The sequence below is a fragment of the Mycobacterium sp. M26 genome (genome assembly GCF_001494595.1).
Taxonomy (GTDB): domain Bacteria; phylum Actinomycetota; class Actinomycetes; order Mycobacteriales; family Mycobacteriaceae; genus Mycobacterium.
Map to the genome: position 1 here is coordinate 1,737,044 of NZ_LN929908.1, position 24,193 is coordinate 1,761,236.

A 24,193-nucleotide genomic window follows, 5' to 3' on the forward strand; every position below is an offset into this window, starting at 1 on the left:
CACCGCTCCGTTCGCCGGTGGCTTCCGGTCACGCTGGCCGTGGTGATCGCGGCCGCGGCCATCATCACCGCAGTTCTGCTCAATACCCGCACTGACGAAGCCACTTCGGGCAATACACCGTCAGCCGTCCCGACCACCGCACCGCTGATCGTCGGCGACCACCGCACGGTCCGGTTGATCAGCCTGGGTGGCCCCCGCACCGACGCCCTGCTGAGCCGGGTGGCCGCCGATATCGGCGACGCGGTCGCGGCGGTCGAGAGGTTCTGGGGCACCGACTGGGAGCACGAGATCGTCATCATCGCCACCGACTCCCAGGCCCAGTTCGTCGCCGAGGCGGGCCTGGACCCGGCCCGGGACTGGTCGGATATCGCCGCGGTGTCGGTGGCCGACAGCGTCGACCTCGACCGGCGCCGCGCCACCGGCCAACGGATCGTCCTGGCGCCCGGCGCTTCGGACATGAGTGCGGGCTCCCTGCGGATCGTGCTGACCCACGAGCTGTTTCACCTCGCGGCCCGCACCGGCACGGCGCTGGACGCACCGCGCTGGCTGGTCGAAGGTGTCGCCGACTTCGTCGCCCGGCCGGCCACCCCGCTTCCGGCAGGTGCCGCCGCCGACACCGCGCTGCCCACCGACGCCGCCCTGGATGCTGCCGGCCCGGCCCGGGCGATGGGCTACGACCGGGCCTGGTGGTTCGCCCGCTTCGTCGCCGACACCTACGGCGTTGACGCGTTGCGCCGGCTCTACATCGAAGCCGCCGGTCCCGGTCACCCGGACTTCGCCACCGCCGTGCAGCGCGCCCTCGACACGGACCTCGCCGAGGTGCGCGCCCGCTGGGCGCAATGGCTGAGCAGATAGCGTGTGAGGCGATGACGCGGGTCCTGCTGGTTACCAATGACTTTCCGCCGCGCCCCGGCGGCATCCAGTCCTACCTCGAACAGTTCGTCGGCCGGCTGGCCGCCGCCGGCGAGCATCAGCTGTGGGTGTACGCCCCGCGGTGGAAGGGCTGCGAGGACTATGACGCCGGCGCCGGTTACCCGATCGTGCGGCATCCGGGCACGCTGATGCTGCCCGAGCCGGGCGTCGAGCGCCGGATGCGCGAACTGATCGCCGACCACGAGATCGAGACGGTGTGGTTCGGGGCCGCCGCCCCGCTGGCGCTGCTGGCCACCCGGGCGCGCCGGGCCGGCGCTGACCGGGTGCTGGCCTGCACCCATGGCCACGAGGTCGGGTGGTCCATGCTGCCGGGCGCGCGGTCGGCCCTGCGCCGGATCGGCGACACTACCGACGTGGTCACCTACGTCAGCGACTACACCAGGGGCCGGTTCGCTTCGGCCTTCGGGCCCCGCGCCAACCTGCAACACCTGCCGCCCGGCGTCGACACCGACCGGTTCCGCCCGGACCCCGGCGCCCGCGAGGAACTTCGCGAGCGTTACCGGCTGGGGCAGCGGCCCACCGTGGTCTGTGTGTCCCGGCTGGTGCCGCGCAAGGGCCAGGACATGCTCATCAAGGCGTTGCCCGATATCCGGCGCCGCGTTCCCGAGGCCGCCCTGGTGATCGTCGGCGGCGGCCCGCATGCCGACCAACTGCACCGGCTGGCCCGCGACGCCGGAGTCAGCGACCACGTGGTGTTCACCGCCGGGGTGCCCAGCGCCGAACTGCCTGCCCACTACGCCATGGCCGACGTCTTCGCGATGCCTTGTCGCACAAGGGGTTACGGGCTGGACGTCGAGGGTCTGGGGATCGTCTTCCTGGAGGCGTCGGCCACCGGGGTGCCCGTGGTCGCCGGCCGCTCCGGCGGGGCACCCGAGACCGTCCGGGACGGCGAGACCGGCCGCGTGGTCGACGGCCGCTCGCACAGCCAGATCGTCGAGGCCGTGAGCACCATCCTGGCTGACCCGGCGCTGGCCGCACGGATGGGGGCGGCCGGGCGGGCCTGGATCACCAGCGACTGGTCGTGGGCCTCCCAGGCTGACCGGCTGTCCGAACTGGTCTCGCCGAGGCGCCCCGACGTGTGACCATGTGCGGCATGCACAACCCGATGACGACGATCGCCGCCGTCGCCCTGGCGGTCGCCGCGATGATCACGGGCGCCCCGGCGGGTCCCGCCGCCGACGACTGTCCCGATGTCGAGCTGATCTTCGCCCGCGGCACCGGGGAGCCACCCGGCGTCGGACGGGTGGGCCAGGCCCTGGCCGATGCCATGGCACCGCAGCTCGGCGGGCGTTCACTGGGCATCTACCCGGTCAACTACCCGGCGAGTATCAACTTCCTGGCGGCATCCAGCGGAGCCAACGACGCCGCCGCACGCATCGCCGACATGGGCGCGCGCTGCCCCCAGACCCAGCTTGTCCTCGGCGGCTTCTCCCAGGGCGCGGCCGCGGTGGCCATGCTGGCCGGGGTGCCCCCGGTGGGAGACCGGATCGGCAGCGTCGGCTCGGCACCGCCGCTGCCGCCCGCCGCGGCAGCCCGGGTGGCCGCGGTCGCGGTGTTCGGCAACCCGGGTGGGCGATTCGGCAGCCCGCTGTCCAGCACCGGCGCCTTCGCGGGCCGGGCCATCGACCTCTGCGCGCCAGGTGATCCGATCTGCGAGGTGGGGGCCCGCGACCGCGGCGCCCACAGCGCCTACGAGCTGCCGCCCTACCCGCAGCAGGCGGCCGGCTTCGTGGTGGGATTCCTCTGAGCGGCTACTTGGTGTAGATCGCGTCGATCTCGTCGGCGAACTTCTGCGCCACGACGTTGCGTTTGACCTTCAGCGTCGGAGTCAGCTCGCCGGTGAGCACGGTGAAGTCGCACGGCAGAATCCGGAACTTGCGGATCGACTCGGCATGGGACACATGCTGATTGGCGTCCTTGACGGCCAGCTCGATCTCGGCCACCAGGTCCGGATCCTCACGCAGGTCACCGACCGAGGCGTCAGCGGCCTTGCCGTGATGCTGCTTCCAGACCTCGAAGGACTCCGGGTCGATGGCGATCAGCGCACCGATGAAGGGCTGGTTGTCCCCGACGGCCATCGCCTGGCTGATCAGCGGGTGGGCCCGCAACGCATCCCCGAGCACCGCAGGCGCCACGTTCTTGCCGCCCGCTGTGACGATGATCTCCTTCTTGCGGCCGGTGATCGACAGGAATCCCTCGGAGTCGATGCTGGCCAGATCACCGGTGTGGAACCAGCCGTCGACGATCGCCTCGCTGGTGGCCTTTTCGTTGTGCCAGTACCCGCTGAACACCACGCCGCCCTTGACCAGCAGTTCGCCGTCCTGGGCGATCTTCATGCTGTTGCCCGGGACCAGCTTGCCGACCGAGCCGACCTTGAGTTCGCCGATGCGGTTGACGGTGATCGCCGCGCTGGTCTCGGTCAGACCGTAGCCCTCGTAGATCGACAGGCCCACGCCGCGGTAGAAGTGGCCCAGGCGCTTACCCAGCGGTGCCCCGCCGGAGATCGCCGCCCGGCAGTCACCGCCGAGAGCGGCCCGCAGCTTGCCGTACACCAGCCGGTCGAACAGCGCATGGCTTGCCTTGAGTAACAGGTTCGGCCCGCCGGATTCCAGTGCCTCGCTGTAGCTGATCGCGGTCTTCACGGCCAGCTCGAAGATCCGGCCCTTGCCGCTGTCCTGGGCGTTCAATTCGGCTGTGTTGTAGACCTTTTCGAACACCCGCGGCACCGAGACCACGATGGTCGGCTTGAACACCTGCAGCATTGGCACCAAGTTCTTGATGTCACTGGTGTAGCCCAGGGTCACCTTGTTGGCGAACGCCGTCATCGACAGCGCGCGGGCCAGCACGTGAGCCAGGGGCAGGAACACCAGCAGCCGCTCGTTCTGGCGCAGCAGGGTGGGGAAACACGCTGCCGCACCTCGGGTCTCATGCAGCAGGTTGGAGTGGGTCAGCTGCACGCCCTTGGGCCTGCCGGTGGTGCCCGAGGTGTAGATCAGGGTGGCCGGGTCGCTGGACCGCAGGCCGTCGATCCGCCGGGTCAGCTCGGCGCCGTCGACGGAGGCGGCGATCTCGGCGAGCTCGTCGAGTGCCAGCGGGCCCGCACCCTCGACACGGAACGTGGTGCGCAGCGCCGGCAGTTCACCGCGCAACTCGGCGACCATCTGGGCGTGCGCCTCGGTCTCGGTGAACGCCACCACGGCCCCGGAGTCCTCCAGCACCCACCGGACCTGCTCGGCTGAGGAGGTCTCGTAGATGGGCACCGTGACGCCACCCACCGACAGGATCGCGTAGTCCAGGATCACCCACTCGTAGCGAGTGGCCGACAGGATCGCCACCCGGTCGCCGGCCTGCACACCGGCCGCGATCAATCCCAGCGCGGCCGAGCGAATCTGGCCGGCCACCTCGGCGCACGTCACGTCCACCCAGGCGCCGTCGACCTGGCGCTGCAGGATCACATAATCGGGGTCGTTCCGCTCGTGGTCGTAGACCGAGCTGACGACGTTGTCGTGCTCTGAAATGGTGAACGGCGCCGGAACGCTGTACTCACGCACATGAACCCCTCGTGGAATCGCGCTGTAGATGCCGCCAGCCTAGTCAACTGCGTGGCGCCCGCTGTGACGGCGTTCACCCGCCGGGCCGCGACGGGCGCAGGCGGCCCATATGTGAAGCTTGTCGCATGCACAGCATCCAGATCGCCGACGAGACGTTTGTCGCCGCGGACCCGGCGGCCGTCGGCCGGGCGGTGGGGGATCGCGCGAGCTGGCGGCGGTGGTGGCCGGACCTGCGGCTCGAGGTCGTCGAGGACCGCGCCGACAAAGGCGTGCGCTGGACGGTTACCGGGCCATTGACCGGCACCATGGAGATCTGGCTGGAGCCGGTGCTCGACGGTGTTCTGCTGCACTACTTCCTGCATGCCGAACCGACCGGGGCGGCGGCCTGGCAACTGGCCAAGATGAACCTGCCGAAGCTGACCCACCAGCGCCGGGTGGCGGGCAAGCGGGTCGCCTTCGAGGTGAAGGCCGCCCTGGAGGCGAACCGCCCGGTGGGGGTCGCACCCCAGCGGTGATATCCGGTCACAGTCCGGGCCGGGAGGGTACCGTTTGTGGCCAAGGAGGCAAGGCATCAGTGGCTGACAAAACGGCGCAAACCATCTACATCGATGCGGATCCGCGCACCGTGATGGACGTGATCGCCGACATCGGGTCCTACCCGCAGTGGGTGTCGGAGTACAAGGAGACCGAGGTTCTCGAATCCGACGAGCAGGGTTATCCGCTGACCGCGCGGCTGCACCTGGACGCCGCCGTCCTGCGCGACACCATGGTGCTGTCCTACGTGTGGCCAGCCGACCGCAAGTCGGTGCGCTGGTCGCTGGTGTCCAGCTCGCTGCTCAAGGCTCTGGACGGGGCGTACACGTTGCGGCCCAAGGGTTCTGGAACCGAGGTCACCTACGAGCTCTCGGTCGACCTGATGATCCCGATGATCGGTCTGCTCAAACGCAAGGCCGAACGCAGGCTGACCGACACCGCGCTGAAGGACCTGAAGAAGTGGGTCGAGGGCTGAGTGAAGCCCCCGCACCCTCCCGCCGCCGATGCGGGCACCGATGCCCGGGCCCGGATCAGCTTCTTCGTCGGCAAGGGGGGAGTCGGTAAGTCCACGCTCGCCTCGGCGACCGCGGTCCGCGCCGCGCTGACCGGTGAGCGGGTCTTGGCGGTGTCCACCGACCAGGCGCACTCGCTGGGCGACGTCCTCGGTGTCGCCGTGCCGCCGACGGGTGCCCGCGAGCCCGTGCGCATCCTCACCGAGCAGGAAGGCGGGCACCTCGACGCCCTGGCGCTGGACACGCTGGCACTGCTGGAAGCCCGCTGGCGTGAGGTGGCACCGGTGCTGGCTGCACGCTTCCCAGAGTCGGACATCAAAGACCTTGCACCCGAAGAGCTTTCGGCCTTTCCCGGCGTGCAGGAAGTCCTCGGCCTTGCCGAGGTCGCCGCGCTGGCCGACAGCGGTCAGTGGGATTACGTGGTGGTGGACTGTGCCTCGACCGCCGACGCGATGCGGATGCTGACCCTGCCCGCGGCGTTCGCCATGTACGTCGAACGGGCCTGGCCCCGGCACCGCAGGCTCAGCTCCGCCGTCGAGGACATCCGCGGGGTGGCCACCGTGGCGGTGGTCGAGTCCATCGCCGCCGGGATGGAGGGTCTGTCGGCACTGCTCACCGACGGCGAGCGGGTCAGCGCGCATCTGGTGCTCACCGCCGAGCGGGTGGTGGCCGCCGAAGCCGTGCGCACTCTGGGCTCGCTGTCGCTGATGGGGGTGGCTGTCGCCGAACTCATCGTCAACCAGGTTCTGATTCAAGATGATTCATACGAGTACCGGAACCTGCCGGACCATCCCGCCTTCGACTGGTACGCCGAGCGGATCTCCGAGCAGCAGGCCGTCCTCGACGAACTGGCCACCACGATCGGGGACACCGCTCTGGTGCTGGCGCCGCACCTGGCCGGTGAGCCCATCGGCGCCAAGGCGCTCGGCCAGCTGCTGGACAGCGTGCGCCGCCGGGACGGCTCGGCGCCGCCGGGACCGCTGCGTCCGATCGTCGACCGCGAATCGGGTTCCGGGCTCGATGCCGTCTACCGGTTGCGGCTAGAGTTGCCGCAGGTCGACTCGGGCACGCTGACGCTGGGCCGGGTCGACGACGACCTGATCATCGGCGTCGCCGGGATGCGGCGCCGGGTGCGGCTCGCCTCGGTTCTGCGCCGATGCATCGTGACCGACGCCGCCCTGCGCGGCCATGAGCTGACCGTGCGTTTTCGACCCAACCCGGAGGTGTGGCCGGCGTGAGTGGCACCAGCCACCCCGATCTCGGGCCCGAGCTGCGCGCGCTGGCCCAGGCGATCCTCGACCGCCTGGACCCGGCCGTGCGCGCCGCGGCGGCGATGGCCGCCAACCCCGACGGTGGACCCGGTAAGTGCCAGCAGGTGTGGTGCCCGGTGTGCGCGCTGGCGGCACTGGTCAACGGCGAACAGCATCCGCTGCTGACCGTGATCGCCGAGCACAGCGTCGCCCTGATGACGGTCATCCGCACGATGGCCGGCGACACCGCGACGCCGCCCGGGCCCGATGCGCCGCCGCCCCCCGACGGTGCGGCCGCCGATGAACCGCCGCCGCGCAACCGGTACCAACCCATCCCGGTGGTCGTCGAAGAGTTCGGCGGGCCATCCTCGGAAGATCAGGTCTGAAGATCCGGTGTGAACCGGCACCGACCAGTGGTCGGTGCATCACCACCTGGGTAGAGTTGGCCCAAAGCGCGCGCGCCCGATCGGGAGGCTCCATGTGGTATTGGCTGTTCAAGTACATCTTCATGGGACCGTTGCTGTCGTTGCTCGGTAGGCCGAAAGTCGAAGGGCTGGAATATGTTCCGGACTCCGGGCCGGCCATTCTGGCGAGTAATCACCTGGCGGTCGCGGACAGCTTCTACCTTCCGCTGGTGGTCCGGCGGCGGATCACGTTCCTGGCCAAACAGGAATACTTCACCGGCACCGGTCTCAAGGGCTGGTTCACCCGGTGGTTCTACACCGTGGCCGGACAGGTCCCGATCGACCGCACCGATGCCGATGCCGCCCAGGCCGCGCTGGATACCGCTGAGCGTCTGCTGAGCCAGGGCAAGCTACTGGGCATGTACCCGGAGGGCACCCGTTCGCCCGACGGCCGGCTCTACAAGGGCAAGACCGGGCTGGCCCGCCTCGCCCTGGAGACCGGTGTTCCGGTCATTCCGGTCGCGATGATCGGAACCGACGTGGTCAACCCGCCGGGCTCCAAGATGTGGCGCTTCGGCCGGGTCACCGTCAAGTTCGGCAAGCCGATGGACTTCTCCCGGTTCGACGGTCTGGCCGGCAACCGGTTCATCGAGCGTGCCGTCATTGACGAGGTGATCTACGAGCTGATGAAGCTCTCGGGTCAGGAGTACGTCGACATCTACGCCGCCTCGATCAAAGAGGCACAGGACAGCCCTAAGCCGGGTGGACCAGGTCAGCCACCGGCGCGGATCCCGGAGAAGGCCGCAGGCTAGTCCGCGGCATACGCACGGTCAGGCCGGCCACGACGAGCACGGCCAGCGCCCACCACACGTAGGACATCCCGAGCAGCTGACGCCACCACGAGGCGGTTTCTTCGTGGTGCTTGGGCATCAGCTCCAGCGGAATCCACACCATCAGCGCCACCCCGACCGCACTGACCACCGCGAGCCACAGGTTGTGACGCTGGTAAGCCAGCACCAGGGTGACCACGACCGTCGGCAGTGCCCACACCCAGTGGTGTGACCAGGACACCGGCGAAACCATCAGCCCGAACAGCGCCACACAGATCAGCGCCAGGGTCGGTTCGCCGGCTGTCAGCACCCGCCGGGCTGCCCAGATGGTCAGACCCAGCACCGCGAAGCAGGCCGTGGTCCACAGCAGGAAATGGGTGGAGTGACCCAGTTCCAGCCGGGCCAGCGACCCGGCGATGTTCTGGTTGGTGTTCAGCGCCGCGCTGCCGATCCGGTCAGTGTGACGCACCGTGGTGGTCCAGTACTCGACGGAGTCCTGCCAGGCGAACACGAATCCGACCACGCCGGCGGCGAGGAAGGTGACGAGGGCGGTCACGGTGGCGCGCACGTCGCGGCGCAGCACGAAGTACAGCAGGAACACCGCGGGGGTGAGCTTGAGGGCGATGGCCACGCCCAGCAGCAGCCCCCGTGGCCACGGCGTGCGGCGCGGCACGCAGTCGGCGATCACCAGCGTCATCAGCACGACGTTGATCTGGCCGAAGGCGAAGTTCGCGATGATCGGCTCCAGGTAGATCACCGACAGCGCCACAATGCCCGCCGACAGCCAGCAGCGCCGCAGCCAGGCCGGTTCGCGGGTCAGCGCCGAGTTCGCCCAGACGTCCAGGCGGGTCAGCACGATCCAGGTGGACAGCAGCAGCAGAACCAGGGTGATCACCGTGATCGCGATGCTCGCGCCGTCCAGACCCAGCCAGGCGAACGGGCTGAACACGATGGCGGCCAGCGGGGGATAGGTGAACGGCAGGTCCAGGCCGATGCGGGTGTGGAACGTCGCATCCCCGGCATAGAGCGGGCGACCGTCGAGCCAGGCCTGGGCGCCCATCCGGTAGACGTCGATGTCGATGCGGTAGGGGATGTGCCCGAGCAGTCGCCACCCCGCGTAGACCAACAGGCCGACGATCGCCAGCTGGGTCACCCGCCAGCCTGCGGTCAGCCAGGGCTGAGCCTTCGGCGATAGCGCCAAGCGCCCGAACACACTGCCCTCATCGGACGCCTGCCACGTACTCATCTCGCAGACAGACTATCGGTGCGGGCTGTGTGCAGGCCGCATATCCCTGGCTGGGCGGGCATTGCGCCGCTGGTTGGGTAAGTTCTCTGCTCGTGCCCCTGACCGTGCACTTCGACGTCGTCGCCCCCGGGCGGATCCCACTGATGTGGTGCCTCATCGCGTTCATCGTGACGTTCTTCGTGACCAGGACGATCGTGCGCTACATCCGCAGCAACGCCGGCAAGACCGGCCCACGCAAGTGGTGGCAGCCGCGCAACATCTCCAGCAAGGGCGGATTACACATCCACCATGTGGTCATCGGGATCGTGTTGGTGATGATCTCCGGGGTCACCATGGTGACCATGGCGACCGAGGGGACCGGCGGCGAATTCACCGCCGCCGCCATCGTTTTCGGTATCGGTGCGGCCCTGGTGCTCGACGAGTTCGCCCTTGTTCTCGACCTAGACGATGTCTACTGGTCCGAGGACGGCCGGGCTTCGGTCGACGCGGTGTTCGCCGCCGTGGCGGTGACCGGACTGCTGATCCTGGGGTTCAACCCGCTGTCGTTCTTCGATATCGGCATCTGGCGCGACGACGACTCGGTGGTGGCCCGCACGACGGTGATCGTGATGGCCGCGCTGACGCTGGGCCTGGCGGTGATCGTGCTGCTCAAGGGCAAGGTGTGGACCGGTCTGATCGGGATGTTCATCACCCCACTGCTGTTCATCGGGGCGATCCGGCTGTCCCGGCCGCACGCCCCTTGGGCGCGCTGGCACTACCAGGACAAACCCCGCAAGATGCACAAGGCGCTCGAGCGGGAGCGGTACCTGCGCAGGCCTGTCGTGCAGGCGAAGCTGTGGCTGCAGCATGTTGTCGCTGGTGAGCCGCGGTTCCCGGCCGACGCCGAGGTGGATGCCGAACTGGATCGCGAGATCCATGCTGCCCCTGTGAAACAACCTGGCCGCTCGACATATAGCGCCGACTCGCGTTTTGTTGCTGAACCACATGACGTTGGATAGGCCGTCGCAGAAAGCGAATATCAATTGCTAGATCGAATGTTGACCAGCCCGATCCCCGTCTGCTGGATCTCCAAAAAGAATTTGGTGGTCAGTCGCTAGAAAGGTGAGGGGAAACCTGGACTTTGCGGCAGCGAGGACTGCATTTGAATCAACGGCGGGATTCAGGTGTGTCAGGTAAAGGCCACCCACGCCAGCGGAGGCTGCAACTTGACCAGCCTGTACGCCGGATGCATGTCCGATTTCGGCGTCGCACGCGCCCCACGCTTCGTGCAGGAGCCATTTGACGTCCGCCGCGAATGAAATTGAGGATTCATCATATTCAGTATCCGTCACATATGCGAATTCATCAGCTATGCGGAAAGCCATTGAGGGAAGGGTATGGCGGAATTGGCCTCGACTGGCCAAATTCCAGCCATTCACCTCACTATCGCCTTCGATTATGTCAACAAAACTGGCATCAATAAGAGGGTTCGAGGTCTTGAAAGGCTTTCCGAGAATCTCAAATAGCAAGTTCTTTGTAGACATTCCATAGAGAGACAAGCCTGGGCCACCAATTGTTACCGGGATATCGAACCCGTTCGTCATCGAAAGTCCCTCGATATGATCCAGATGAAAGTGCGATAACAATATCGTTAGATCCGTCACATCGTTCAATAACTCTGGTTCGAGTGTTAACCGACCGAATCCAGACCCTGCATCTAAAACCAGGGCTCGATTGCCCGACTTGAACAAGTAACACGATGTCAGGCGAGTGTTTGTTGGAATCCACCCGCCGGTCCCTAGTGCAGTCATGCTGCCGAGAGTCGACACGATGGCTGAAGACTTGCGCTTGTCACTCATCTTGCAGCGTCTTCGATCTGGGGTTGAATCTCGCCCTCTCGAACTGATGGCTTGTGCCTAAGCCACCGCCAGTAGCGCAATCCAGACACCGCAATGACGGCAAGAACAGCAAAGGATGTCAAAGTCCAGGCTGGCCAATAACGCTCAAGATCCCACATCGAGGTCGCAGGCTGAACGTCGCTTTGTGTCCCGGTTCCAAAGTAAGAAAGCAGAAGCGCAAATGGCACAATCAGACCAGAGAGAACGCTAACCCAAAACTGCCATTGGCGTTGCCTCGCTTCGAATCTTGCCGAAGTTGCCAGTTCTTGCTCAGTGACCGACGTCTCGACCACTTCGGAAAGTGTCGACAATTGTACTTGTGCGCTCTTGATCAACGGAGAAACGGCAAGTAACTGTGCGAATGTCCCTCTTACTGAGTCGAGCACGCGGTCGGGCGAGTCTACTCCAGCGACAGCTGGGATGACGTCGAGCGCTAGTGTGAGTCTAGTTTGTCGAATCTCGATAATCAGGCGTCGCAACTCTGCAATTGAGTGGGCGTGATTCTCCGCTGTTATCCTATAGCGGAGGCCCTCCATTTCGGTTGAAAGTCTTCTACGTATACGCCGAACTTCTGCAGCTGCAAAGAGCAGGTCTAGTATAGTCATTAAAGCGGCGGCGATAACCTCGGACTCGTGGCCGGCAGTTACTACTACGCCTCGACCGTGTGCAAAGCACACTTCCGAAGATGAGTTCAGTTCAGATGGTAATGCGACGGCCGTCTCCCGACGCTGCTCCGACCATTCGCGCGAAACAATCGATTGGCATAGCGGAGTTGGCATTTGATGTTCGTAGAGTATCTCGGCCGGTTCGTTTATGAACCTCACGGTTTGGAGTACATCCGTGGCGAGGCCTATGCCGTGTCGACCGGGAATGCATCGGGCCAGCCAGTCGCTGAAAGCAATTCCATCGATATGCAAGCGATGCCGCCTTCGGCACATAGTGTGGAGATGTTCCACCAAAGCTCTACTATCTAGATCTGCCTCGTAATCTAGGGTTACGAAAACCACATTGATGTTTGCCGACACCATCGAAATCCGGACATCGGTAAGCTCGAGTGCTGCGTTGCTGTCCAGATGGCAGACAGTCATACTGCGCCTCGATTGAATTTCTGCTACGTGTGCCGGGTTAGCCATCTGTCCAAAGTGAACATCGAACCTGCCGACATCGTAATAGTCATTCCAACGGCGGCCGTACTGGACTCTCGCGGCGGTGGTAACAGCGAAGGCGTGCCAAATGTTAACCAGCATCCCGAGATTCGATTCCTATCTTTATCGGATTTCTGCACAGCTTTTGTCGGCGAGCCACTGATCTGTGGGAATGCCGCAACTCAAGTCGCTGCTGGTCTCGTCGAAATATCTATAGGCTACCCTGTGCGCGCAAATTATGTATCAGATGGGAGCCAAGTGCGGTACTTCTACGACACCGAGTTCATCGACAACGGGCGCATCATCGATCTGATCTCGATCGGCGTGGTCGCCGAAGACGGCCGGGAGTTCTACGCGATCTCCACCGAGTTCGACCCGGAGTCGGCCGGCAAGTGGGTCCGCACCCATGTCCTTCCCAAGCTCCCGTCGCCGTCGTCGCAGCTCTGGCAGTCCCGACGGCAGATCCGCGAAAGCTTGGAGACGTTCTTCGACATCGACGGCGACGAGCCGATCGAGCTGTGGGCCTGGGTGGCGGCCTACGACCACGTGGCGCTGTGCCAGCTGTGGGGGCCGATGACCAGCCTGCCGCCGCAGATCCCGCGGTTCACCCGCGAGCTGCGGCAATTCTGGGAGGACCGCGGGTGTCCGCGGATGCCTCCGCGGCCGCAGGACACCCACGATGCACTCGTCGACGCCCGGCACAACATGCGGCGCTACGTGCTGATGACCACGGGTGTCGACCTCGGCGCGGTCCCCACCGACACCCCTATCCGCAGGTAGCCCCACCTGGCGGGTGGTAAAAGCGGTGGTTTTGCCCGGTTACCATGGATGGGTGAACTGGACCGTTGACGTACCGATCGAGCAGCTCCCGTCGCTGCCGCCGTTGCCGGCGGACCTGCGGGCGCGCCTGGATGCCGCGCTGAGCAAGCCGGCCGCCCAGCAGCCCAGCTGGGACGCCGGGCAGGCCAAGGCGATGCGGACGGTGCTGGAGAGTGTGCCGCCGGTGACGGTGCCCTCGGAGATCGAGAAGCTGTCCGGTCAGCTCGCCGCGGTGGCCCGCGGCGAGGCGTTCCTGCTGCAGGGCGGCGACTGCGCCGAGACGTTCGCCGACAACACCGAGCCGCACATCCGCGCCAACATCCGCACCCTGCTGCAGATGGCCGTGGTGCTGACCTACGGTGCCAGCCTGCCGGTGGTCAAGGTGGCGCGCATCGCCGGGCAGTACGCCAAGCCCCGCTCCGCTGATATCGACGCGCTCGGGCTCAAGTCCTACCGCGGCGACATGGTCAATGGGTTCGCCCCGGACGCCGCGGTGCGCGATCATGACCCGTCGCGGCTGGTGCGCGCCTACGCCAATGCCAGCGCGGCGATGAATCTGGTTCGCGCCCTGACCTCGTCGGGGCTGGCCTCGTTGCACCAGGTGCACGACTGGAACCGTGAGTTCGTCCGCACCTCGCCCGCCGGTGCCCGCTACGAGCAGCTGGCCGGGGAGATCGACCGCGGCCTGAAGTTCATGAGCGCCTGTGGGGTCAACGACCGCAATCTCGACACCGCCGACATCTACGCCAGCCACGAGGCGCTGGTGCTCGACTACGAGCGCGCGATGCTGCGGATGGATGCCGACGCCGAGGGCGGCCCCAAGCTTTATGACCTGTCGGCGCACTACGTCTGGATCGGGGAGCGCACCCGCCAGCTCGACGGCGCGCACGTCGCGTTCGCCGAGGTGATCGCCAACCCGATCGGCGTCAAGATCGGCCCCGGCACGTCACCGGAACTGGCGGTCGAGTACGTCGAGCGGCTCGACCCGCACAACCAGCCGGGCCGCCTGACCCTGGTCAGCCGGATGGGCAACCACAAGGTGCGCGACGTGCTGCCGCCGATCATCGAGAAGGTCCAGGCCTCAGGTCACCAGGTGATCTGGCAGTGCGACCCGATGCACGGCAACACCCACGAGTCCTCGACCGGCTACAAGACCCGCCACTTCGACCGCATCGTCGACGAGGTACAGGGCTTCTTCGAGGTGCACCGCGCGCTGGGCACCCACCCGGGCGGCATCCACGTCGAGATCACCGGCGAGAACGTCACCGAGTGCCTCGGTGGTGCGCAGGACATCTCCGACTCCGACCTGGCCGGCCGCTACGAAACGGCCTGCGATCCGCGGCTGAACACCCAGCAATCTCTCGAGCTGGCGTTCCTGGTCGCCGAAATGCTGCGCGACTGACGGGTGTGACGCGCGCGCAACGCCGTCTCCCACTGGGGGCCTTGGCGTTTCGCGTCGTACCGCTGTTGCTCGTGCCGGTGTTCCTCGGGCTCAGCGTCTTTCCCGGCCGGTTCCAGGTGTCCTGGTGGTACGCGCTGCTGTCGATGGGCTCGGCGGTCTGCTTCGGTGCCGGGTGGCGCTGGCCGGCGCCCGCCTCGTTCGCGCTGTCGGCACTGGCGGTTCCGTTGTTCGCCGCCGAGGCGTGGGGGCTGTCCGGCCTGATTCGGTGCCGGGTGGCGCTGGCCGGCGCCCGCCTCGTTCGCGCTGTCGGCACTGGCGGTTCCGTTGTTCGCCGCCGAGGCGTGGGGGCTGTCCGGCCTGATCCCGTACCTGGGTGCGGTGGCGCTCGCCGACGCCATCGCCCGCAGTTCCCGTGTCCTGCCGGTCGTCGCCACGACTGCGGCATGGTCGGCGGCGGTGGTCATCGGCAACGCGCTCGACCAGCACACCTCGTTTCGCAGCGCCGCCACGGTGGTGACGGTCGCGGCGGCGGTCGCGGTGCCGGTTCTGGCCGGACTCTACCTGCGGGCTCAGCGGCGCCTGGCGGACCTGTACCGGCAGCGCGCCGAGGATGCCGAGATCCGCAGAGCGGCAGCGGAATCCGTGGTGCGATCGCAGGAACGCACCGCGATGGCGCGGGAGTTGCATGACGTGGTGGCCCACCACATGGCCTCGATCGTGCTTCGAATCGCGGTGGCGCAGAATACGATTCGCGATGCCGACCCTGGTATGACCGCGGTGCTCGATGATGTCCACGGCACCGCCGCGGCCGCGCTGGCCGATATCCGCCGGCTCAACGAGGCGTTACGTGACCCGGGGCTGAACGAGGTGGTGATGGTCGAATCCGAGACGCTGTGGACCGAGCTCGACGCGGCCGTCGAGCGTGCGGTGGCCGCCGGTTTCGGTGTGCAGGCGGATATCGATCGCGGTGTGGGCGAGTTGGACGTCCTGTCGCGGCTGACACTGCTGCGGGTGACGCAGGAGGCGCTGACCAACGCGATGAAGTACGCCGACGCCGCAGACCCGGTGCAGCTGACCATCGAGAGCCGCGATGACGGCGTAGCGGTTCGGGTCATCAACACCTGCGCAATTGCGCTGCCGCCCAACGCAACCGGCCACGGAATCATCGGCATGGCCGAGCGGCTGCACCTCGTCGGCGGCCGCTTCGACGCGCGGCGCCTGGACCGGCGGTGGGTGCTGGACGCGTGGATTCCACTGCGGGTCGCCAGCCTGGGAGAGGTGCGATGACGACCTCGATTCGGGTGCTGATCGTCGACGACCAGAAGCTGGTACGTGCCGGACTGCGCATGCTGTGCGAGGCCACCGAGGGTCTTGAGGTGGTGGGCGAAGCCGCCGACGGTGAGCAGGCGATCCGGATGGCCGCCGAACTCGCGCCCGATGTGATCCTGATGGATCTGCGCATGCCGGGCGTGGACGGCGTCGCCGCCACCCGGACTCTGATGTCCACCAAGCCGGAGTCGAAAATCCTGGTACTCACCACCTTCGACGACGACGAGCATCTCTACCCCGCACTGGCCGCGGGCGCGGCGGGCTTCCTGGTCAAGGACACGTCGCCGGCCCAGCTGGTCGACGCGATCCGGCGGACCGCGCAGGGGGATATGACGGTGTCCCCGCACCTGTTGCGGCGACTGATCGCCAGGGCGGTGTCGGACAGTCCTGTTGCCCCATCGCCGCGACCGGTGGCGTTGACGGCGCGCGAGCGTGAGGTGCTGGCACTGATCTGCACGGGGTCGTCCAATCGGCAGATCGCCGAGAACCTTCACCTGGGGCTGACGACCGTGAAGACCCATGTCGCCAATCTGTTGGAAAAGACGGGCTGCGCCAACCGTGTGCAACTGGCGCTCTACGGGTCTCACGACATCGAGTGATGGCCGGCGTGCATCTGTTCGGGCATGGGGGCAGGTGTCTGACCCGGCGCGAGCACCAGGAACTGGCCCATCATGCCGCGGTCTTCATGCATCGCCAGGTGGCAGTGGTACATGTAGGGCAACATCGCATCGGTGTAATCGGCGAATCGGACGGACAGCGCAATCCGTTGTCCCGGAGCGACGTACACGGTGTCCTTGTACCCGGCCAGCGCTGGTGGCGGTGGTGACCCGTCGATGTCGATGACGCGGAACTGGGTGTCGTGCACGTGGAAGTTGTGCGGCCAGTTGTCGGTGTTGTGAACGGTCCAGATCTCGGTGGTGTCGACGGTGGTGTTGAAGTCGATGACCGCCATGTCCATCCGTTTCCGGTTGATCATGAACCAGCGCAAGTCAAAGTTTCGGGTCGCTGCTGCGTTGGAGATGTCGGGTGCGGGGACGGCGGCCAGCACCGCCGGGATATCAGGACCGGATCGCAGTGTCGGGTCAGCACGCAGCGCGAGAATCTCGAAGGTGTCCTGCAGGCCGCAGCGTTTCGACTCCGACGGGGCCACTCCGGCGCGGTCGTCGAAGGCGAATGACCGCAGGGAAACTGCTGAGCCGGAACGCAATTCGACCACGATCTCGGCCCGTTCACCGGGGCTCAGCCGCACCCGGGTGGTCTCGACCGGCGCCGCCAGCAGACCTCCGTCGCTGGCGACGATGTGGAAGGATCGGTCGTCGCTGAAGCCCAGGTTGTAGAGCCGGCCGCCGGAACCGTTGAGGATGCGCAGGCGAACCCGATCGGAGCGGACGCGCAGGAACGCATCGGTCACACCGTTGGTGATGATGGTGTCGCCGAGCAGCCCGACGTCGGTCGGGTCGGACTCGTCGAGTTCGCCGGAGGCGGTGAACCGGCGGTCCTGGATGATCAGCGGGATGTCGTCCACGCCGTACTCATGCGGAAGTTGTTCTGAGCCTGCGTCGTCGACGATGAAGAGCCCGGCCAGGCCGCGGTAGATGTGCTTCTCGGTCGCACCGTGGGGGTGCGGGTGATACCAGAGCGTCGCGGCCGGCTGCCGGATCGTCCAGGTCGGTCGCCACTGGCCGCCGGGTGCGACGGGCTGGTGCGGTCCGCCGTCGCAGTTCGCGGGGACGTGCATGCCGTGCCAATGCACGGACGTCGGCTCCGGTAGTGCGTTCTCGAACCGCACCGTGACGGTCTCGCCGTCCCGGGCCCGCAGCGTCGGACCGAGGATCGCGCCGTTGTAGCCCCACGTCGGGGTGTGCTGTCCGGCCCGGATCTCCGATGTTCCGGGCGCAGCGCGCAGCGAGAAGACCCGATTTCGCTGGTCGTCGATCGTCGACTCGGCGAGCGGCGGGATCGGCAGCGGCCGCTTGCCGCCGCCGTCGGCCGACGACTGTCGGGTCGTACACCCAAGCGACAGGGCGATCGGGCTGACCGCCAGCCCGAGCAGGAATCCTCGACGGGATACCGGTAACACGTTGACTCCGAAGGATGCGGGACAGGGACATCCACAGTCTTCGGCCTGCCGGCACTGCGGCGTATCGTCCCGGAGGCCGGTCAATCCCGGACAGAAATCCTCCTTCGGGCCCTTGAATCCGGCGCTCCGTTCCGGTAGGAGATCGGTCGCGCTTAACCCATTGGCGCCGCCACGATCGCCGCTGCGGGGTCGGCGGTGATCTCGTCGGTATCGGTGTCGTAGTCGAACAACTCGCCGTATCGGCCCCAGGCGATCGCGGTGTCGAGTTGCCGGCGGGCATCGTCGGGCCCGAATCCGCGGCGCAGCAGGTCCAGGAAGAACTCCGAGCGCAGCGTGCCGTCGGCCGATGAGCTGAGGGCGCGGCAGATCGTGCGCACCAGCGGAGCGTGCTCGCGCGCCGCGGTGGCGAAGATCTGCTTGCTGGTCTGGATGTCGGCGCAGGTGAACGACCGACCCATCGCGGTGACGGTCAGATCGCCCCCGCTGACGGTGAGGAACCCCAGCATGGCGGCGGCATCGACGAGCGGCAGCAGGTCGTCGATGTCGAAACTGAGGTCCGCGGCGATATCGGGTAGATCAACCCGGCCACCGCGCGCCGCGGTGATCTCAACCAGACCGGCCAGCCCGCCGACCGTCGCATCGGGCAGCGGGCTGCTGGTGGGCGTGGCCTCGGCGGTGCCGGTGCCGACCTCGGCCGGACCGCTGCCGGTCAGCAGCCCGTACAGGGTGTCCACCACCGCGGCGAATGCCGGTGACCGCCGATTCCGGGGGCGGGCCAGGTCGATCGGCAGCTGGGCCCGGACCCGGCCGGGGTTGGCGCCGAGCACCACCACACGGTCGGCCAACAGCACCGCCTCCTCGATGTTGTGGGTGACCAGACAGATGGCCTTGGTGGGGAAATCGTCGCGGCTCCACAGGCTCATCAGCTCGGTGCGCAGGTTCTCCGCGGTCAGCACGTCGAGGGCGGAGAACGGCTCGTCCATCAACAGTAGATCGGGCTCGAGCACCAGCGCGCGCGCGAAGCCGACCCGCTGCCGCATGCCGCCGGAGAGCTCCTTCGGGTAGGCCGACTCGAAGCCGTCCAGCCCGATGACGTCGATGGCATTGAGCGCCCGGGCTTTCCGCTGTGCGGGTGGCACACCGCGGGCGGCCAAACCGAGTTCGACGTTCTCCTGCACGGTCAGCCACGGCATCAGCGCGAAGGTCTGGAACACCATGGCAGTGCCCGGGTTGGCCCCGTTGAGTTCGGCGCCCCGGTAGCGGACCGCGCCGCTGGTCGGGGCGATCAGACCGGCGATGGTGCGCAGCAGTGTGGACTTGCCGGAACCGGAGCGCCCGAGCAGCGCCACGATCTCACCCTCCCGCAGCTCCAGACTGATGTCGTCAAGGACCCGCAGCGGCTCACCGGCGGCGCCGGGAAAGCTCTTGTCGATGTGCTCCAGGCTCACCAGAACGTTGTTCACGATCTGTTCCTTTCCGTTCGAATCCTCAACTGGCTACAGCGAATACCGGTTCTGGGCCAACGCGTACATCCGGCGCCAGAACACCCGGTTGGTGGTCACCACGAACATGCTCATCACGATCACGCCCACCAGGATCCGGCCGGAATCCCCGGCTGCGGTGGCCTCGGTGATGTAGGAGCCCAGGCCGGTGGCGGTCAGGGTGGTGCCGTGGAAGCTGACCACCTCCGCGACGATCGAGGCATTCCACGCGCCACCGGCTGCAGTGATTCCGCCGGTGACATAGCTGGCGAAGATCGCCGGAAGAATCAGTGTGCGCCAACGCAAGAGGGGCGGCAGGCGCAGATTGGTGGCGGCCTCGCGCAGGTCGTTGGGAATGGCGCTGGCCCCGGCGATGACGTTGAACAGGATGTACCACTGCGAACCCAGTGCCATCAGCAGGATCCCACCGATGTCGAGGCTGACCCCGGTGGCGATCAGAGCGGCGGTGACCAACGGGAACAGGAAGTTGGCCGGGAACGACGCCAGCACCTGCACGACCGGCTGGGCCAGCCGGGACACCCTGGGGTTCATCCCGATCCACACTCCGACGGGCACCCAGATGACGGTCGCGACCACCACCACGGTCAGTACGCGGGCGAAAGTGGCCAGGCCCAGCAGGAACGCATGCCCGACCTCGGGCAACCCCACGCCGTGGTGGATGTAGCTGATCACCCGGTACGTGCCGTAGGCGATCACCGCGCCGACCACGACGGCGAAGATCACATCACCGGTGCGCCGCCGAAACTCGATGCTGCGCAACGGCCGATCGGCGATCCCGAAGACCGACATCACCCGGTCCACCGGATGGTTCAGCCGGCCCAGCGGTCCGAGGGCCAGGCGCGGCAACCGGGAGCGGCGCAGCACATCGAGGGTGATGCTGCGCGGCGCCTCGGCGGTCTCGGACTCTTCGACGCGGAAGCGCTCGGACCACGCCGTCAGCGGGCGCCAGAACAGGGCATTGACCGCCACGACGACGACGATCATCACCACCACCGCCAGCCCTACCCGGCCGAGCTGGCCCTCGTCGGCCGCAGTGGCCACGTACGAGCCGATGCCGGGCAGGGCGAACTCATGGCCGTTGACGCTCAACGCTTCCGAGGCCGTCAGGAAGAACCAGCCGCCGCCGAAGCTCATCATCCCGTTCCAGACCAGCGGCATCATGCCGCCCGGTAGGTCGACGCGCCAGAACCGCTGCCAGCGCGACAGCCGCAGCAGCCGGGCGGCCTCGTCGAGGTCGCGGGACTGCGACTTCAGTGAGTGGTAGAAGGCGAACGTCATGTTCCAGGCCTGGGAGGTGAAGATCGCGAAGATCGACGCACATTCCAGCCCGAGTTGTGATCCGGGGAACAGCGCGATGAACCCGGTCACCGTGATGGAGAGAAAGCCCAGGATGGGCACGGACTGCAGGATGTCGAGCAGAGGGACCAGGACCTTCTCCGCCCGGCGCAGCCGCGCGGCGGCGGTGGCGTAGATGAACGTGAACACCACCGACAGCCCCAGCGCGATGAACATCCGCAACAGCGAACGGGCCGTGTAGTACGGCAGATTCGCGGGATCGGTCGACACCGACGACGGTGCGGTGTCGACGGTCCAGGGCACGGTGGTACCCGAGGCCACCCGGACCACGAGCCACAGCAGCACCGCCGCGCCGGCGAACACCGCGACGTCGGCAAACCGGCTGCCGGCGGGCCGCAGCAGCGCGGCACGGCTGGAAAAGGTGGTGACGGACATCGGAATTCACCCGGCTTTCGGCAGTCGGCGGGCGGGCGTGACAGAGCCCGTACATGAAACGAATCGATCCATGCCCACCAGCCGATGACGCCGGGGTCTACCGAAAGCGAAACTCAGCCGCAGAGATGCGATGCCGGCACGCCAGACAGCAGGGCATGGGTGCGGCTTCTACTTCCGTCTTCCATGTCCTCACCTCCTGCTGTCGATCGCGGCACAGCGCCCTGGGGCGCGCAGAAAGTAGACCCCACCGAGGTGGCCGGGGTCAACTGGGAATTCGCTGTGTGCCTAGCGGCCGCTCACCGGCTGGGCGGCCGCCGACGCGGAGGACGACGGCACCGTCGAGGGGCGCTCGATGATCGTCGACCCGGGTCCACCGACGCGGTAGCGCGCACCGCGATGCTCCTGCGGCAACCGGTCACCACGGCCAAGGAGCTTGTGGCGCAACGTCCCCGGGGCATACTCCGCCTGATAGGCCCCACGCTCGGTGAGCACCGGAACCACATGGTCGATGAGATCGGCGAAGGTGCCTGGGCTGATCGCATAGGCGAGGTTGAAGCCGTCGACGTCGGTCTCCTCGACCCACTCCTGCAGCGTGTCGGCCACGTGCCGGCCCGATCCCACGACCCGCGGCCCCATCCCGCCGATCTCGCCCCATTCGGCGATATCCCGCACCGCCCACTCGCGACCGTCGGGGTCGGCGGACTGGAAAGCGGCCACGGCCGACAGGATCGCATTGGAGTCGACGTTGCCGATCGGCTCGTCGAGCCCGTACCGGGCCAGATCGACGCCCATCCAGCCGGACATGAAGACCAGCGCTCCCTCGGGATCGCCGTAGGACAGGTACTCGGCGTGCTTGGCGTGGGCTTCCTCGTCGGTCTCCGCGGTCACCACGGTGGTGAGGTTGAAGATCTTGGCGGCGTAGGGATCTCGACCGGCCAGCTCGAGTTCGCGGCGGATGGTGGTGACCGTCTTGGTCAGGATCTCCTTGGTGGGTGCCGCGGTGAAGATCGCTTCGGCGTTCTCGGCGGCGAACCGTACCCCGCGCGGGGACGATCCGGCCTGGAAGATCACCGGTGTGCGCTGCGGCGAGGGCTCGGACAGGTGCACGCCCGGCACGCTGAAATGCGTTCCCTGATGGCCGATGTGGTGCACCTTGGCCGGGTCGGTGAACACGCCCCTGTCCCGATCGCGGACCACCGCGTCGTCCTCCCAGGAGCCCTCCCACAGCTTGTAGAGCACCTCGAGGTATTCGTCGGCGTGGTCGTAGCGCGCATTGTGGGCGGGTTGGTCGGTCTGGCCCATGTTGCGGGCCGCCGCGGGCAGGTAGCCGGTCACCACGTTCCAGCCGATTCGGCCCTTGGTGAGGTGGTCCAGCGTCGACATCCGGCGGGCGAACGGGTACGGATGCTCGAAGCCGGTGCCGGTGGTCAGGCCGAACCCGAGGTTCTTGGTCACCAGCGCCATCGCCGACACCAGCAGCAGCGGGTCGTTGACCGGGATCTGCGCGGCATGCCGGATCGCGGCCTCGTCACTGGCCCCGTACACGTCGTAGGTGCCCAGGACATCGGCGATGAACAAACCGTCGAAACGACCGCGTTCCAGCAGCGTGGCCAGTTCGGTCCAGTACTCCAGATCCTTGTACCGCCAGGATCGATCGTCGGGGTGGCGCCAGAGGCCGGGGGACTGGTGGGCGACACAATTCATGTCGAAGGCGTTGAAGCGGATCAGACGGGTCACTGGCCGAATACTGTCCGATCCGCTCGATCAGAGCACCGGTTGCACTCAAACCGATTGTATTTCAGCCTGTTACGGCGCCGCTAATTTCCGAGCAGGCCGTCCAGGTTGGTACCCAGGGTCCACGCGCCCGCGGCCACCAGGCCGGTCAGGATCAGCACGGCCAGCACCCAGAACACCACGGTCCGGCGGGCCCGTTGCCGGGCCCAGATGAAGTCGGTGATGTCGATGCCCGCGAATTGCTGTGGCACCTCGTCATACTCGGGCTCGTACTCGTCCTCGACCGGTTCGGCTGCGGCGGCGGGGGGCTGCTGCCAGTCGGGGTCGCGGATCAGCGCGCGGGGTGCTCGGTGGTGGGCTGCTCGGCCATCCGGCTGTGATAGGCCGTCGCGGCGGTGTGCTGTGCGGAGTTCTGCGGTGCCGGCACCCGAAATGCCGGCAGTGCGAGTTCGGCGGCGATCGCATCGAGATCGGCGGCCATCTCGGCGGCATCGGCGTAGCGCTGTTCCGGGTTGCGCGCGGTGGCATGTGCCACGAACTCGTCGAACTGCGGCGGCACCCCGCTGATCGCCGCACTCGGCGGCGGCACGTCGGCGTCCATCCGCTGATAGGCGACCGTCAGCGGATTGTCACCGCTGAACGGTGTTGTCCCCGTGATCAATTCGTAGGTCAGGATGCCGACGGCATAGACGTCGCTACGCGGGTCGGCCGTGCCGCTGCTGACCTGCTCGGGGGACAGGTAGGCGGCGGTGCCCAGGATCACACTGGTGGAGGTGATGCCGGCCTCGGCGACAGCGCGGACCAGGCCGAAGTCGGCCAGCTTGACCTCGCCGTCGTCGGAGATCAGCACGTTCTCCGGTTTGATGTCGCGGTGCACCAGCCCGGCTCGGTGCGCCACCGCCAGCCCGCCCAGCATCGGGCGCAGCACCGCGGCAGCCGCATGCGGGGGCATCGGGCCGCGCTCGGCCAGCAGTTCGCGCAGGGTGCCCCCGTCCACCAGTTCCATGACGAGGAACGGGTGGGTGGCGTCCAGGCCCTGGTCGTACACGTCGACCAGGCCGGCATCCTTGAGCCGGGCCACTGCCCGGGCTTCGCGCTGGAACCTGGTGAGGAACTGGCTGTCGTTGGCGTAGCGGCTGTCCATCACCTTCAACGCGACCGGGCGGTCCAGTCGGACGTCGAGCCCGCGGTAGACCGTCGACATGCCGCCGGTGGCAATCCTGGTCTCGACGCGGTAGCGGCCGTCGAGCAGCGTGCCTTCCAGCGGGTCCGACATCACCGCCACATGGTACGTGGCGCGACCACGGCTCTAGA

Annotated in this window: 21 protein-coding genes and 1 pseudogene; 13 read left to right on the forward strand and 9 right to left on the reverse strand. The window is 67.1% G+C overall.

Annotated elements, in window-relative coordinates; all coding sequences use genetic code 11:
- The first annotated feature begins 42 nt into the window (after positions 1 to 42).
- The 3 genes from BN3385_RS17555 to BN3385_RS17565 all read left to right on the forward strand — a co-directional run bounded on the left by BN3385_RS17555 (position 43) and on the right by BN3385_RS17565 (position 2,680).
- Complete coding sequence (locus BN3385_RS17555) at positions 43 to 855, forward strand: hypothetical protein (RefSeq protein WP_502688075.1); 813 nt, start codon at positions 43 to 45, stop codon at positions 853 to 855.
- Between the two features lie 11 nt (positions 856 to 866).
- Positions 867 to 2,015 (forward strand): glycosyltransferase family 4 protein, encoded by a 1,149-nt coding sequence (locus BN3385_RS17560; protein WP_059018536.1) that lies wholly within the window; start codon positions 867 to 869, stop codon positions 2,013 to 2,015.
- 62 nt (positions 2,016 to 2,077) lie between these two features.
- A complete protein-coding gene (locus BN3385_RS17565; protein ID WP_156432938.1) occupies positions 2,078 to 2,680 on the forward strand; it encodes a cutinase family protein in 603 nt (200 codons plus the stop codon).
- 4 nt (positions 2,681 to 2,684) lie between these two features.
- Here BN3385_RS17565 and BN3385_RS17570 read toward each other — a convergent pair whose 3' ends face one another.
- The gene (locus tag BN3385_RS17570) at positions 2,685 to 4,484 is read right to left on the reverse strand and encodes an AMP-dependent synthetase/ligase (protein WP_059018538.1); all 1,800 of its coding nucleotides are present in this window, start codon (positions 4,482 to 4,484) and stop codon (positions 2,685 to 2,687) included.
- Positions 4,485 to 4,609: 125 nt separating this feature from the next.
- Between BN3385_RS17570 and BN3385_RS17575 the strand changes: the two genes are divergently transcribed.
- From BN3385_RS17575 to BN3385_RS17595, 5 genes are all read left to right on the forward strand, one after another.
- On the forward strand, positions 4,610 to 4,999 hold the full coding sequence (locus tag BN3385_RS17575) for a hypothetical protein (protein ID WP_059018540.1): 390 nt from the start codon (positions 4,610 to 4,612) through the stop codon (positions 4,997 to 4,999).
- 59 nt (positions 5,000 to 5,058) lie between these two features.
- A complete protein-coding gene (locus BN3385_RS17580) occupies positions 5,059 to 5,493 on the forward strand; it encodes an SRPBCC family protein (protein ID WP_059018542.1) in 435 nt (144 codons plus the stop codon).
- Positions 5,494 to 6,768: an ArsA family ATPase gene (locus tag BN3385_RS17585; protein ID WP_059018544.1), complete on the forward strand. Its 1,275-nt coding sequence runs from the start codon at positions 5,494 to 5,496 to the stop codon at positions 6,766 to 6,768.
- The gene (locus BN3385_RS17590; RefSeq protein WP_059022084.1) at positions 6,765 to 7,166 is read left to right on the forward strand and encodes a hypothetical protein; all 402 of its coding nucleotides are present in this window, start codon (positions 6,765 to 6,767) and stop codon (positions 7,164 to 7,166) included. Before BN3385_RS17585 ends, BN3385_RS17590 begins: the two co-directional genes overlap by 4 nt.
- A 92-nt stretch (positions 7,167 to 7,258) precedes the next feature.
- Positions 7,259 to 7,996 (forward strand): lysophospholipid acyltransferase family protein, encoded by a 738-nt coding sequence (locus BN3385_RS17595; RefSeq protein WP_059018546.1) that lies wholly within the window; start codon positions 7,259 to 7,261, stop codon positions 7,994 to 7,996.
- Here the strand turns inward: BN3385_RS17595 and BN3385_RS17600 are convergent.
- Entirely contained in the window at positions 7,938 to 9,260 is a 1,323-nt protein-coding gene (locus tag BN3385_RS17600) for a glycosyltransferase 87 family protein (protein ID WP_082690524.1), read from the reverse strand. The two genes, BN3385_RS17595 and BN3385_RS17600, sit on opposite strands and share 59 nt — an antisense overlap.
- Positions 9,261 to 9,403: 143 nt before the next feature.
- Between BN3385_RS17600 and BN3385_RS17605 the strand changes: the two genes are divergently transcribed.
- A complete protein-coding gene (locus BN3385_RS17605) occupies positions 9,404 to 10,258 on the forward strand; it encodes a hypothetical protein (RefSeq protein WP_082690735.1) in 855 nt (284 codons plus the stop codon).
- A gap of 27 nt (positions 10,259 to 10,285) precedes the next feature.
- On the opposite strand, the gene BN3385_RS27750 is transcribed toward BN3385_RS17605, so the two are convergent.
- Complete coding sequence (locus BN3385_RS27750; RefSeq protein ID WP_082690525.1) at positions 10,286 to 11,098, reverse strand: MBL fold metallo-hydrolase; 813 nt, start codon at positions 11,096 to 11,098, stop codon at positions 10,286 to 10,288.
- Positions 11,095 to 12,384: a hypothetical protein gene (locus BN3385_RS28275; protein WP_156432793.1), complete on the reverse strand. Its 1,290-nt coding sequence runs from the start codon at positions 12,382 to 12,384 to the stop codon at positions 11,095 to 11,097. Before BN3385_RS28275 ends, BN3385_RS27750 begins: the two co-directional genes overlap by 4 nt.
- 156 nt (positions 12,385 to 12,540) lie before the next feature.
- On the opposite strand from BN3385_RS28275, the gene BN3385_RS17610 reads away from it, so the two are divergent.
- The 4 genes from BN3385_RS17610 (at position 12,541) to BN3385_RS17625 (ending at position 16,431) form a co-directional block, all read left to right on the forward strand.
- Positions 12,541 to 13,062: a polyadenylate-specific 3'-exoribonuclease AS gene (locus tag BN3385_RS17610; protein WP_059018550.1), complete on the forward strand. Its 522-nt coding sequence runs from the start codon at positions 12,541 to 12,543 to the stop codon at positions 13,060 to 13,062.
- Between the two features lie 52 nt (positions 13,063 to 13,114).
- Positions 13,115 to 14,503: a class II 3-deoxy-7-phosphoheptulonate synthase gene (locus tag BN3385_RS17615; protein ID WP_059018553.1), complete on the forward strand. Its 1,389-nt coding sequence runs from the start codon at positions 13,115 to 13,117 to the stop codon at positions 14,501 to 14,503.
- Between the two features lie 324 nt (positions 14,504 to 14,827).
- Complete coding sequence (locus BN3385_RS17620) at positions 14,828 to 15,790, forward strand: sensor histidine kinase (protein WP_059018555.1); 963 nt, start codon at positions 14,828 to 14,830, stop codon at positions 15,788 to 15,790.
- Positions 15,787 to 16,431 carry a response regulator gene (locus BN3385_RS17625; protein WP_059018557.1) on the forward strand — a complete coding sequence of 215 codons (645 nt, stop codon included), beginning with the start codon at positions 15,787 to 15,789 and terminating at the stop codon, positions 16,429 to 16,431. Before BN3385_RS17620 ends, BN3385_RS17625 begins: the two co-directional genes overlap by 4 nt.
- Here the strand turns inward: BN3385_RS17625 and BN3385_RS17630 are convergent.
- From BN3385_RS17630 to BN3385_RS17650, 5 genes and pseudogenes are all read right to left on the reverse strand, one after another.
- On the reverse strand, positions 16,416 to 17,912 hold the full coding sequence (locus tag BN3385_RS17630; RefSeq protein ID WP_059018559.1) for a multicopper oxidase family protein: 1,497 nt from the start codon (positions 17,910 to 17,912) through the stop codon (positions 16,416 to 16,418). The genes BN3385_RS17625 and BN3385_RS17630 overlap by 16 nt on opposite strands.
- 152 nt (positions 17,913 to 18,064) lie before the next feature.
- Complete coding sequence (locus tag BN3385_RS17635) at positions 18,065 to 19,375, reverse strand: ABC transporter ATP-binding protein (protein ID WP_231748755.1); 1,311 nt, start codon at positions 19,373 to 19,375, stop codon at positions 18,065 to 18,067.
- Between the two features lie 33 nt (positions 19,376 to 19,408).
- On the reverse strand, positions 19,409 to 21,145 hold the full coding sequence (locus BN3385_RS17640; protein ID WP_059018562.1) for an ABC transporter permease: 1,737 nt from the start codon (positions 21,143 to 21,145) through the stop codon (positions 19,409 to 19,411).
- A 285-nt stretch (positions 21,146 to 21,430) separates the two neighbouring features.
- Positions 21,431 to 22,882 (reverse strand): LLM class flavin-dependent oxidoreductase, encoded by a 1,452-nt coding sequence (locus tag BN3385_RS17645; RefSeq protein ID WP_059018564.1) that lies wholly within the window; start codon positions 22,880 to 22,882, stop codon positions 21,431 to 21,433.
- A gap of 80 nt (positions 22,883 to 22,962) precedes the next feature.
- Positions 22,963 to 24,143: pseudogene (locus BN3385_RS17650) on the reverse strand (protein kinase domain-containing protein).
- Between the last annotated feature and the right edge of the window lie 50 nt (positions 24,144 to 24,193).